The sequence below is a fragment of the Bacteroidia bacterium genome (assembly GCA_016218155.1).
Lineage (GTDB): Bacteria > Bacteroidota > Bacteroidia > Bacteroidales > GWA2-32-17 > GWA2-32-17.
Genome location: JACREQ010000032.1, coordinates 78,967 through 92,093 on the forward strand (window position 1 = coordinate 78,967; position 13,127 = coordinate 92,093).

11 protein-coding genes and 1 pseudogene are annotated in these 13,127 nt (G+C 31.8%); 11 read left to right on the plus strand and 1 reads right to left on the minus strand.

The annotated features are described in order from the left end of the window. The first annotated feature begins 32 nt into the window (after window positions 1-32). A complete protein-coding gene (locus tag HY951_05005; protein MBI5539396.1) occupies window positions 33-479 on the plus strand; it encodes a MarR family transcriptional regulator in 447 nt (148 codons plus the stop codon). Between the two features lie 111 nt (window positions 480-590). Here HY951_05005 and HY951_05010 read toward each other — a convergent pair whose 3' ends face one another. Then, window positions 591-1,610 (minus strand): OmpA family protein, encoded by a 1,020-nt coding sequence (locus HY951_05010; GenBank protein MBI5539397.1) that lies wholly within the window; start codon window positions 1,608-1,610, stop codon window positions 591-593. Window positions 1,611-1,700: 90 nt separating this feature from the next. Here HY951_05010 and dusB point away from each other — a divergent pair. The 10 genes and pseudogenes from dusB to HY951_05060 all read left to right on the plus strand — a co-directional run bounded on the left by dusB (window position 1,701) and on the right by HY951_05060 (window position 13,049). Next, window positions 1,701-2,683 (plus strand): annotated as a pseudogene (gene dusB / locus HY951_05015) (tRNA dihydrouridine synthase DusB). Between the two features lie 139 nt (window positions 2,684-2,822). Next, window positions 2,823-4,793 (plus strand): Glu-tRNA(Gln) amidotransferase subunit GatE, encoded by a 1,971-nt coding sequence (gatE, locus tag HY951_05020; GenBank protein ID MBI5539398.1) that lies wholly within the window; start codon window positions 2,823-2,825, stop codon window positions 4,791-4,793. 10 nt (window positions 4,794-4,803) lie between these two features. Next, a complete protein-coding gene (gatD, locus tag HY951_05025; protein ID MBI5539399.1) occupies window positions 4,804-6,192 on the plus strand; it encodes a Glu-tRNA(Gln) amidotransferase subunit GatD in 1,389 nt (462 codons plus the stop codon). 6 nt (window positions 6,193-6,198) lie between these two features. Further along, window positions 6,199-6,819 (plus strand): CoA pyrophosphatase, encoded by a 621-nt coding sequence (locus HY951_05030; GenBank protein MBI5539400.1) that lies wholly within the window; start codon window positions 6,199-6,201, stop codon window positions 6,817-6,819. Next, entirely contained in the window at window positions 6,819-8,225 is a 1,407-nt protein-coding gene (rlmD, locus tag HY951_05035) for a 23S rRNA (uracil(1939)-C(5))-methyltransferase RlmD (protein ID MBI5539401.1), read from the plus strand. Before HY951_05030 ends, rlmD begins: the two co-directional genes overlap by 1 nt. A gap of 165 nt (window positions 8,226-8,390) precedes the next feature. Continuing rightward, window positions 8,391-9,230: a hypothetical protein gene (locus HY951_05040; protein MBI5539402.1), complete on the plus strand. Its 840-nt coding sequence runs from the start codon at window positions 8,391-8,393 to the stop codon at window positions 9,228-9,230. Between the two features lie 102 nt (window positions 9,231-9,332). Beyond that, the gene (locus HY951_05045) at window positions 9,333-11,084 is read left to right on the plus strand and encodes an agmatine deiminase family protein (protein MBI5539403.1); all 1,752 of its coding nucleotides are present in this window, start codon (window positions 9,333-9,335) and stop codon (window positions 11,082-11,084) included. A gap of 3 nt (window positions 11,085-11,087) precedes the next feature. Next, on the plus strand, window positions 11,088-11,708 hold the full coding sequence (locus tag HY951_05050; GenBank protein MBI5539404.1) for a rhomboid family intramembrane serine protease: 621 nt from the start codon (window positions 11,088-11,090) through the stop codon (window positions 11,706-11,708). After that, on the plus strand, window positions 11,705-12,187 hold the full coding sequence (locus tag HY951_05055; protein MBI5539405.1) for an HAD-IIIA family hydrolase: 483 nt from the start codon (window positions 11,705-11,707) through the stop codon (window positions 12,185-12,187). The genes HY951_05050 and HY951_05055 overlap by 4 nt, the downstream gene beginning before the upstream one ends. Window position 12,188: 1 nt before the next feature. Next, complete coding sequence (locus tag HY951_05060) at window positions 12,189-13,049, plus strand: aminotransferase class IV (GenBank protein MBI5539406.1); 861 nt, start codon at window positions 12,189-12,191, stop codon at window positions 13,047-13,049. Window positions 13,050-13,127 lie beyond the last annotated feature (78 nt).

Consider the following 13,127-nt stretch of genomic DNA (forward strand, 5'->3'; position numbering starts at 1 on the left):
GAATCAGTGGCTAATTTTTTAATATTGCCATTATGAAAATTGAAGATGAAATAAAAGGAAGATTCCGGAATGAATATCATAAAGGAATGATTAATTTAACTTATACAACAAACCATTTAAGTTATAAATTTCTTCAGTTTCTTAAAAGGCATGATGTAACCGAGCAACAGTATAATATTTTACGTGTTTTGCGTGGATTTAATGAAGGTCCCTCAACCATTGGTTTTTTAAAGGAAAGAATGCTGGATAAAAGTTCAGATGTAAGTCGTATTATTGATAAGCTTTACGAAAGAAAACTTGTTGAACGATCCGAAAATAAAGAAGACCGGCGACAAAAAGATGTGCGAATTACAGATGAAGGCTTGAAGTTATTAAGCAGAATGGATTGTATAGAAATGGAAGTTGATAAGCTACTTAAGAAATTAACTGAAGATGAAGTTGTAACATTAAACAGATTATTGGATAAAATAAGATCATAGATTTAATGTCAGGTCGAAAGACCTGACATCATTCTAGTATGCAGTCAGGTCTTTCGACCTGACTGTTTTTATTTCAATGAAATAATTTAAGCAATTACAACACTGTGCAAATTATTTTGCGAAAACAATTTCCACTCTTCGGTTTTTTGCTTTGTTTTCCTCAGTGATATTTGGCACAATTGGTTTAGAGCTGCCAAAACCATCATACTGCATTCGCTCTGCTTTTATACCTTTGTTTATTAAATATTCATATACAGATTTTGCTCTGTTTTTAGAAAGTTCAATATTACTTTCTGTTTTACCAACATTATCAGTATGCCCGTTAATTTGAATTTTTAATTCTTGAAACTTTTTCAAATATTCAACTAGCCTATTAAGTTCAAGATATGATGAGTTTTCAATGACGACGCTAGAAGATTTAAAAAGCAATTGCTTTAAAGTGATGGTGTCACCAGTTTTAATATGTAATTCTTCAAGGCAGCATATAAAATTGTCCTTTGGCACTTGTTCAAGTGAAATATCATCGACGAAAATAAATGTCTTAGAATTGTTTTTATAAATCGATTTAAAGTTTCCTATCACAAGATATTTTTCACCTCCTTTTGATTTATATGTTCCACATACTCGAACCCAATCTGAGGTATCAGTTGCCTGAAGTATTACATCAAAATTTGGTTTACAATATGCAATTGGCGTAATCTCATTTTCTGTACCTTTTTCAATCGTTTTCGCAAAATAAACACCAAATTCACCTTTTGATGCACTTTTTTCTGCCATGCTAACATACATTGTAAAACAATATAAACTGTCTTTCTTTAGTGATTTTATCAGAGAAGTGTATAAATGAGAATTATTGTATAAACCTAAATAATTATTTCCTTTATGAGGTAACTGACTTCCATAAACATTTTTTTTTGCTGAAAGTGTTGCATTAAAATTATTCGTAGTAAAGTATAGTGCTCCGTGCAATTCAGATGTGTTATACCATTTAGCCCTATTAATTAGTGTCATGCAAGTCACAGTATCGCAACCAGGGACTTCAAAATCACCGTTATTTATAAGGTTTTGGCAATAACTTGTTAAAACAAAATGCATAAATATTGCAAAAACCAATAATTTTTTAAACGCCATATTGTTTTATTTATGTACTTGTATAGGTTAACAAACATAATGAAATTATTAAATAATTTGTTCAATTATCAAATTGATTACTTTTGCCGCATGAATTTTTGCGGAATAAATTTACGAGAGAAGCCGATTTTTCAGGCACCAATGGAAGATGTAACCGATTCTACATTCCGTTATATCTGCAAAAATCTTGGAGGTGTTGATGTAATGTTTACCGAATTTGTTTCGTCGGATGGACTGATTCGCAATGGAAGAAAAAGTCTGCAAAAATTAAATATTGCAGATTATGAGAGACCAATAGGAATTCAGATATATGGTCATGTGCCCGAAAGTATGGTCGAGGCAGCTTTACTTGTTGAATCTGCAAAACCGGAATTTGTTGATATTAATTTTGGTTGTCCCGTAAAAAAAATTGCTAATCGTGGAGCGGGTAGTGGTATGATGCGTAATGTACCTTTAATGGTCGAGATTACAGAAAAAGTTATAAAAGCAGTTAAAATTCCAGTAACAGTAAAAACCCGTTTAGGATGGGATGAAAATTCAAAAAATATAGAAGATATAGCTGAACGATTGCAAGATGTTGGAATTTCTGCTTTAACTATTCATGGGCGAACACGGGCACAAATGTATTTAGGTAAAGCCGACTGGACTTTAATTGGAAAAGTAAAAAATAATCCGCGTATAAAAATTCCAATTATTGGAAACGGTGATATTGATAGTCCAGAAAAAGCCCTTGAAATGTTTACTAATTACAATGTTGACGGAATTATGATTGGTCGTGCTGCTATTGGTAAACCATGGATTTTTAATCATATCCGTCATTTTTAGATACCGGTGAAATTCTTCCTGAACCAAAAATTGTTGAAAAGATAGAAATTGCAAAAAACCATTTAGCACAATCAGCAAAAGATAAAGGTGAGTTTGGAGGAATTATGACAATGCGTCGTCATTATGTTCAATATTTAAAATCTTTACCCGATAGTAAGGATTATCGACTTAAACTGTTGACTTCAAGTTCTTATCAGGAAAATATTGAAATTCTAGACCAGATTGCTGAGAAGTACAACAATCAGTAAAACAGTGCACAAATAAATTGTTTCGGTTTATTTGGGAAATCTCTTTACGAAAATTAATTTTACACGGAATTATACTTTTAAACTGCTATAATTATTTTTAATTAAATATTGGCTAAATAACAGAAAAACAAAGTTCAGAATGAGCAAAATATTTGATCCCCGAAAAAATTACGAAGAAACCAAAAAAGCCATTGGTTACGTTAAAAGAAAAGATGCAACTCAGGCAGATTACGACAGAATCGGTTTTATGTCAGGACTTGAAGTTCATCAGCAATTAAAAACTAAAGAAAAATTATTTTGTAATTGCCCGGCTGGTAAATTTCAAAAACCGGATGATTATCATGCTGAAATTATCAGACATATGCGTCCAACATTAAGTGAGTTAGGCGAATATGATGGTACTGCATTAATGGAATTTAAAACACGTAAAGAAATTGTTTATCGCTTAAAACACGAAACAGCTTGTACTTACGAAATTGATGATACTCCACCTTTTAAAATTGACAGAGAAGCTTTGGGAATTGCACTCGAAATTTCTTTATTAAGTAAATTAAATATTGTTGGCGAAGTCCATATTACACGTAAACAATATCTTGATGGCAGTATTCCAACCGGATTTCAACGTACTGCAATTCTTGGGGTTGAAGGAGAGATTCCATTAAAAAACAAAAAAGTAAGATTAATTCAATTAAGTATTGAAGAGGATTCCTGCAGAGAAGTATCAGATATTGGTCATCGTAGAATTTACATGACTGATAGACTTGGAATGCCATTGATTGAAACTGTGACTTATCCTGATATGGTTAATCCTGATGAGGTAATGGAAGCTGCAAATTATATCCGCTTTTTAAACAGAAGCACAGGAAAAGTTAGGGTTGGAATTGGTGCTGGTCGCGAAGATGTAAACGTTAGTTGTAAAGGTGGTTCAAGAGTAGAAATTAAGGGAGTTGCTCATAATAAATGGATTCCTGAATTAACACATAATGAATGTTTCAGACAATGGTCTTTACTGCAATTAAGAGATAAATTATTAAAATCAATTTCAAATATCGATGATTGGAAAATTAAGTCACATGAGATAAATTTTAAAGATTTTAATTTTCCTTATCCTGCTTTAAGAGCAGCATGGCAAGCAGAGCATAAAATAATGGCAATTGGTTTACCCGGGTTTAATTCAGCATTGTCACATTTTACTCAACCCGGAAGATGTTTTGCTAATGAAATTTCAGAGCGTTTAAAAGTTATTGCTTGTCTTGAGCATCCAAATATGGCACATAGTGAGCAATTTGATCCGGAGGTAAGTATTGCCGATTTTAATAAAATAGGTCAACTTTTAAGTTGCAATGAAAATGATGCAATTTTAATAATCTGGGGACCAGCCGCAGATATGAAAACTGCGTTGGAAACAATTGAAGAGCGTTGTAAAATGGCATTTAAAGGAATACCTAACGAAACACGAAAGTCAATTAGTGATGGCACAACAATTTTCGAACGAGTACTTCCAGGTGCCGATAGAATGTATCCAGATACTGATTCTGCTCCGATTCCATTGGAAAGTGATTATATTGATAGTTTGCAAAAACAATTACCTGTTGAGGTAATTGACAGATATAATCAATTAAAAAAATGGGGAGTTCCTGAAGATTGTTATCATTATATTTTCAGAAATAATTTAGTTCCTATTATCGAAAGAATAATTAATGAATTTAAAGCTGAGCCAGTTTTTGTAGGAACATTTTTTGGGCATTTCTTAAAAAATATTCAAGGAAGAATTAAACCTGTGTCAGAGTTTAATTATGAAATTATTTATGGTCTTTTTAAATTCCTGTATAACGAAAAAATTAATTTTCTTTTTGCTAAAGAAATGTTACCAATGATTTATCAGCACCCAAAAATGGAATTTTCGGGAGTGTTAGATACAATGAAATTTAAAAAGCGTCAGGAAGAAGATATTTGTGCACCTGTTGTGTTTTTAAAAGAGAGATTTAAAGAAGTTGGCAAAAATAAAGGTGAAACAGAAAAAGCTAATTGGGTAATGGGTCAATTGAGAAAACAAGCAATTGGTAACATTAGTCTGAAAGTATTGAATAGTTATATAAAAAATCATTAATATTCAGAATATGAGTGAAGATTTTTTTCAAGGATATAAAGGGCGTGCTCTTGAGTTATTAAAAAAATATAATGTAAGAGTTTGGGGTACTGCAGAAATAGAAACTACACGTGGAAAATTTGCAGGAACAGTATTACCTCGTTCAGAAAATGATGATGATTTGCACATTGTTTTGAAAATTGTTACTGGTTATAACATCGGACTTGATGTAGTTACAATAACAGACATGAAGGAAACCGGTTATAAAAAGGCAAATTATAAAATTCCTGAAAAGGAATTTCCATTTACTAATGGTTTTCCATCTGTAAAACTTATTGGTACAGGCGGAACAATAGCATCGCGTTTGGATTATCGAACAGGTGCGGTAATTCCTGCATTCTCACCCGGAGAATTATATGGAGCAGTACCCGAATTGGCAGATGTTTGTAATTTAACAACAGAAAAATTATTTGCTGTTTTCAGCGAAAATATGGGTCCTGAGCAATATAAAAAATTAGCTATTGCAATAGGAAAAGAAATTGAAAACGGTATTGATGGAATTATAATTGGTCATGGAACTGATACCTTAAGTCATACTGCTGCTGCACTAACTTTTATGGTTCAGAATTCTCCAGTGCCTATTGTTTTGGTAGGTTCACAGCGTTCAAGTGACAGACCATCTTCTGATGCTGCTTTAAATTTGATTCATGCTGCAACAGCTGCGGGTCATGGCGATATCGCAGAAGTTATGGTTTGCATGTTCGGTCCGACTTCTGACGAATATGGATTCTTGCATCGTGGTACAAGGGTAAGAAAAATGCATTCATCTTATCGTTCAACATTTAGAACATTAAGTGATACTCCTCTCGCAACAATATCCAAAGCAAATGGGGTTCAGCCAATAAAAAAAGAATATAATCATCGCAGAAAAGATCGTAATGTAATTATTAAGCCATATTTTGAAGATAAAGTAAGCATTGTTTATTATTATCCTAATATGCAACCTGACATTATTGATTCATTAACTGATAATGGATATCGTGGTATTATAATAGCAGGAACTGGCTTGGGTCATATTAACAAACCATTGTATCCAGCAATTGAACGTGCTGCTAAAAAAGGTGTTCATATTTTTATGGCTGTTCAGACTTTATATGGATTCTGCCACATGTATGTTTATGATACCGGTCGTGATTTAATGGCAAAAGGAATTGTTCCTGCTGAGAATTTCTTACCAGAAACTGCTTACATTAAATTGGGTTGGGTACTTGGTCAGACTGATGATCCTGCCGAGGTAAGACGATTGATGATGACACCAATAAATGACGAAACAACAAGACGCGAACCATATAATGGATATTTGGTTTATCAAGGTGGTGTGCCTGAAGTAGAGGATTTTTTAAAGACATTTCATAAATAGTATTTGGTGGATTTTATTGAAAAGCTTCGCTCTGAACTTCAAAAGCCATTACCCGGAGAGCAATCTCAGTTTGAAATGGCTTCTGGAAATCGTGTTTTTTATAAGGAATTTGAGCAAACAGAGCCACATCGTCATGGAAGCGTATTAATTTGTCTTTATTTGCACGATGCTAAGTGGTCGGTGGTTTTTATAAAACGAACTGTTGGTCATGGTCCGCATAGTGGTCAAATGGCTTTTCCCGGAGGAATGGTAGAGGAAGAAGATGAGGACTTATATGCAACAGCTGTTCGTGAAGCTGAAGAGGAAGTGGGTATAAAAAAAGATCAGATTGAATATGTTGGAAAACTAAGTCCACTCCATATTCCTGTTAGTAATATCATGGTTCATCCGTATATTGTTAGCATGAAAGGAAAACCAGTTTTAGTTGGAAGCAAAGATGAGGTTGAAGAAATTTTAGAAACACCAATAGAAGCTTTTCTTGACATTAATAATCATTCTTCTTTCACATTTGAATACAAAGAAAAAACATATACATCTCCTTGTTTTATTATTTATGGTTATAGGATTTGGGGAGCCACAGCAATGATCTGGAATGAATTTTTATCTGTTTACAAGAAAATAAAATAATGCCAAGAAAACACACTACACGACAAATAATTGAAAACGTTGAAATAATTGACGTAGCAGCCGAGGGTAAGGCAATTGCCAGAATCGAAAATAAAGTTTTGTTTGTGCCCTTTGTTGTACCTGGTGATATTGTTGATGTACTTATTATAAAAAAGAATAAAAATTATTTGGAGGGCAAGGTTGTTAAAATGGTAAAACTTTCTGAATTAAGAGTTGATCCTTTTTGCTCACATTTTGGGGTTTGTGGTGGTTGCAAATGGCAGAACTTACCTTATGATAAGCAGTTGTTTTTTAAAAACAAACAAGTAATTGATCAGCTTCAAAGAATAGGTAAAATAGAAATAGGAGAAATATTACCAATTATTTCATCCAAGAAAACAACAAATTACAGAAATAAACTTGAATTTACTTTTTCAAATAAGCGTTGGCTTTATGATGGTGAAGAAGAGCTACCTAAACCAACTGATTATTGGGGAGCCGGATTTCATATACCGGGAAGGTATGATAAAGTACTTCAAGTTGATAAATGTTATTTGCAGGAAGAACCATCAAATCTAATAAGAAAAGAGATTTATTCCTTTTGCGTGGAAAATGATATTCCATTTTTCGATTTAAGATTGCATACTGGATATGTTCGTAATCTGATAATAAGAAATACATTAGATGGTCAGATAATGATAATTCTTTGTTTGTTTGCTGAAAATGAAGTCTGGCAAAAAATGTTGTTATCACATATTACAGATAAATTTCCCGAGATTACATCACTTTATATTGCAATTAATCCAAAGCACAATGATAGTTTGGATGGAATAACTCCCGTTTTATATAAAGGGGATAGTTACATGATTGAAAGTTTAAATGGATTAAAATTTAAAATTAGTCCGAAATCTTTTTTCCAAACAAATTCTACTCAGGCAGGAATACTATATAACAAAGTATTAGAATATGCAGGTTTAACAGGCAATGAAATAGTTTACGACTTATATTCCGGAACTGGAACTATTGGTTTATATCTTGCAAAAAATGCAAAGAAAGTTGTAGGAGTAGAATTTGTTGAGGATGCTGTTTTAGATGCACGTGAGAATGCCATGCTTAATGGAATAACAAATTCTACATTTTATTCAGGTGATACTAAAGAAATATTAAATGAAGAGTTTATTCTGCAAAATGGTATACCTGATGTTATAGTAATTGATCCACCAAGAAATGGAATTAGTAAGGAAGTTGTTGAAACAATACTTAAAACAAAGCCCAATAAAATTGTTTATGTAAGTTGTAATCCAGCTACACAAGCACGTGATTTAGAATTGATGAATAACGATTATAAGGTAGTGAAAATTCAACCGATTGATATGTTTCCTCATACACATCATGTTGAAAACATAGCCCTATTAGTTATTAGATAGATGCAATTTTATTAACAGGGTTATTAACATTTTATTAACATATTTTATTAAATTTCAGTGATATAGTGTTTTCGCAAATCTATTTTTACTTATCTTTTTAAAAATTAGTGTTCTATATTATAAAATATAGTTAATTTTGTGCCGTAAAACCAAAACTTAAAATGTATGAAAAAATTCGCATTAACAATTTTAGTTGCATTTGCAGTTATAACTGTAACAAATGCTCAGGATTTAAAATCAAAACAAGGAGTTCCAATATTACCAGAGGCTGGTGATTATGCTATTGGAATTGACGCTTCTCCAATTTTCAATTTTTTTGGAAATATGGTAAAAATTAATAGTGGCGCAGCTTTTGCTGATCCAGCAGCTTGGAATTTTGTAAATAATTCTGCTGAAACAAATAACGCAATCTGGGGTAAATATTTTACAGATGCAGAAACTGCATATAGAGTAAATTTCAGACTTCAGAGTATGTCTAAAACAACCAAAACTATGGTAGATGATGCAGCTGGTGTAAATCAGAATGATACTATAGTTAATAAAGCAAAGAAAAGCTATTCAAACGTTGTTATTGGATTAGGTTTAGAGAAACACAGAGGAAAAGGTCGTTTAAAAGGAATTTACGGTGGTGAGTTTTTGTTTAATTATGGTAAAGGTGCTTTTGGTACCGAGAATGAAAAAAATGTATATGGTGAAGCTTTATCATCAACATTTGCTGCAGGAACAACCAGAACATTAAAAGTAAAACAAGGAACTACAATTGGAATCGGACTAAGAGGATTTGTTGGTGTTGAATATTTCTTTGCACCAAAAATTTCTGTTGGTGGCGAATTTGGCTGGGGAATTTTATTAAAAACTACAGGCAAAGGAAAAACCGAAACTGAAACTTGGAATGGTTCATCAGTTATTACTAAAGAAACTGAAAATGATAATGCATGGGGTTCAGAAAGAACAATTGATACAGACAATTTAACTGGATGTATTAATTTAATTTTCCACTTCTAAAATAAATACTGATATTTTAAAAGCCGTTCCGAATTCGGAACGGCTTTTTCTTTTGTAATAAAACTATATTACCTTTATAAAAATATTAGTAAAAAAATCTTTATGAAATATTATTTGCTTTCTATTGTGCTTATAGTTTGCGCAATGCAATTATTTGCTCAGGAGGTTGAAGAACAACTTCCTAATTATTCAACTTTAAAAGAGTTAAATGAATTGCCCAATTATATAAGACCTGTTCCAAAAGGAATAACCTCTCCTCCGGTTTCGCCAATTCGTAATGCTGCCGAATGGGAGGAAATGCAGGCTGTTTTAATATCATGGAAAACAGGATATGAAGCATTTTTAAGTGAAATAATAAAGTATTCTCGTGAAGAGGCTAAAGTTTATATTTATTGCAGTGACTCAAATGTTGTAAAAAATTATCTGACTAGTCATAGTATTAGCACAACAAATACAGCATATATTAAAACATCCATGAATTCAGTTTGGATCAGAGATTTTGGCCCTAACAATATATACACAAATGATGTGGACTCATTATATTTAGTCGATTGGGTATATAATAGAAACAGACCACTTGATGATGCTTCGCCATCATTGTTTGCTACCCGACTTGGTCTGCCTATATATCAATGCACTACTGCTCCAACTGATTTAGTTGCTACGGGTGGGAATTTTATGAGTGATGGTTTTGGAACAGCTTTTTCAAGTCATCTTATTTTAGATGAAAATGCAACAATAACGGCATACAATTCAACGCCTAAAACAGAAACAGATATCAATAATATTGTAAATGATTTTTTAGGAATAAATAATTATATCAAAATGGAAACTTTGCCATATGATGGAATACACCATATTGATATGCACATGAAATTGTTGGATGAAGAGACATTACTAATAGGACAGTATCCTGCAGGTATTTCAGATGGACCCCAAATAGAAACTAATTTAAATTATATCCTTAATAACTTTAATTCTGTTTTTGGAACAGCTTTTAAAATAATAAGAATTCCTATGCCACCTGAATCAAGTAGCTCTTATCCAAGCAGTGGTGGCGATTATTTAACATATACTAATTCACTAATTATTAATAAAACTGTTCTTGTGCCTACATACTATACACAGTATGACACTACAGCATTAAGAATTTATAAGGAAGCTATGCCCGGTTATAGGGTAGTTGGAATTAACTCAAACAGCATTATTCCTCAAAGTGGGACTATCCATTGCACGTCTCATGAGATAGGAGCATATAATCCTTTGCTTATTTCTCATCAGGCTTTACAAAATACAGATAATGTATGGTCAAATTATCAGGTTAATGCCACAATAATGCACAAAACAGGTATATTATCTGCATTGATTTATTACAGAACAGACACAACTCAACCTTTTTTGTCAACTCCAATGTCCTTAATAAATGCTTCAACAAATACATGGTCTGGCGAAATTCCTGTTCAGGCTTCAGGATCATCTGTTTATTATTATATATGGGCTCAGGCAGTTTCCGGAAAAACTCAGGTACGTCCAATGCCAGCTCCACTTGGCTGGTGGAAGTTTAGTATTTACAATCCAAATAATGTACAGGAACTTAATTCGGATAATTTTACTTTAAATATTTATTCTAATAACAAAGATTACAATTTAGTGATTAAAAGTAGTTATAAATTAGATGCTAAAATCTCATTATATAGTCCTGATGGAAAAATAATTAAAGAAATATATGTAGGTGAGTGGCCCGAGGGAACTAATGAAATTTTATTTGATTGTAATAATATTTCTCAAGGTTTATATATTGTTAATGTTGAAACAAACAGGGGAAATAAAGTTTTAAAGTTTATTGTTAAGTAAAAAATGATTACATATATAATAATTGCTACTGTTGCACTTGTAACAATTTCTGCATTTAATAAGCGTGAGGTTTATTATAAGTTAATGTTTAATCCGTATCAGGTTAAACATTCAAATCAATGGTATAGGTTTATTTCGCATGTGTTTATTCATGCAGATTGGAATCATGTTATTTTTAATATGCTTACTTTGTTCTTTTTTGGAGTTTATGTAGAATCAGCATTTTCAGCTTATTTTGGTGAGAAAGCCACATTTTTATATATTTTGGAATTTGTTATGGCGTCTGTAGTTTCATCTGTTCCTTCTTATTTTAAGCATAAAGATAATTATGGTTATAATGCAGTTGGAGCCTCAGGTGCTGTTTCGGCAATATTGTTTACTTCGATACTTTTTGATCCTTTAAATAAAATTTATATTTTTTTTATACCAATAGGAATTCCTGCATTTATTTTTGGAATCTTATACTTGGCTTATTCAGCTTATATGTCAAAAAAGAATGTTGATAATATTGGTCACGATGCTCATTTCTGGGGTGCAGTATTTGGATTTATTTTTCCCTTAGCTCTAAAACCGGAATTATTTATTATTTTTATTAATATGATAAAACAAAATTTTGGATTGTGAGAAAAGTAATTTTTCTTGATAGGGATGGAGTAATTAATAACAATGTGCTTTATTATACTTATAAAGTAGAAGATTTTGTTATTAATAATGGAGTTGTTGATTTTCTGAAAGCCGTGTCAATTAAAGGCTTTGAGTTTATTGTTATTACAAATCAAAGTGGAATATCAAAAGGAATTTATAGTAAAAATGATGTAGAGAAAGTACATGAGTTTTTGATTGAAGAACTAAATAAATTTAACATTTCAGTTTTAGAGATATATTATTGTTCGCATCATAATGAAATTGAGTCGTGTTTGTGCAGAAAGCCAAACTCCTTATTAATAGAAAAAGCAATAGCAAGGTTCAGCATAGATAGAATGCATTCTTATTTTATTGGCGACCAGCAAAGAGATGTGGAAACAGCACTTGCTGCTAACATTATGCCAATACTTATTGAGCCTAATTCAGATTTATCTAAAATTATCAATAAAATTATTTAAAATGGGACAAGTTACTTTTGTTTGCTTAAATGGTGAATTTATCCCTTCAGATAAGGCCATTTTTTTGGGAAGTAACAGAGGTTTTAAATATGGTGATGGCTTATTTGAAACAATGCGTGCTGTTGGCACGACTGTACCTTTTTTGCAAAACCATATTGAACGACTTAGAAAAAGTGCTGGAGTTTTGCAAATGGAGTTACCTGAGGTATATTCTGCATCTTATTTTCAGAAACAAATTTCACGATTATTAAATGCAAATAAATTATTTGGTGGGGCTAAAATCAGATTATGTATATTCCGAAAAGATGGAGGAAATTATCAGCCAATTTCAAACAAAACCGATTTTTATATTGAATGTACTCCTCTTGATACTTTAAACTATTCTTTAAACTCTAAGGGATTAAAAATTGGAGTTTTTTCAGAATGGAAAAAGCCAATAAATGAACTTAGCAATATAAAATCTGCTAATTCATTATTTTATATTAAAGCGGCTTTATATGCCCGTTCACAAAATATTGATGAAAGTCTTTTAATAAATGAGCACAATCAAATAATTGAGGCGACTTCTTCAAATTTATTTGTTTTGTCAAACAATAATCTTATTACTCCCTCATTGTCAGAAGGATGTTTGCCTGGAATAATGCGTGAAATAATTATTCAGCTGGCATTAAATGAAAAAATTACAGTTTATGACGATGTTTGTGTTTCTGAAAATGATATTCTAAATGCAGATGAAGTGTTTTTAACTAATGCTGTTAATGGAATTATGTGGGTTGTTGCTTTTAAAAACAGGCGGTATTTCTGTAAAACAGCAAAAAAATTATCAATATCTCTTGAGAAATTAGCAGAGAATATAGTTTAAAAGTTGACCTTATTTTCTTATTGTTATATTAAACATAGTTTGTTTTTAAGACTATAAATGAATTTTTTAAAATAAGTT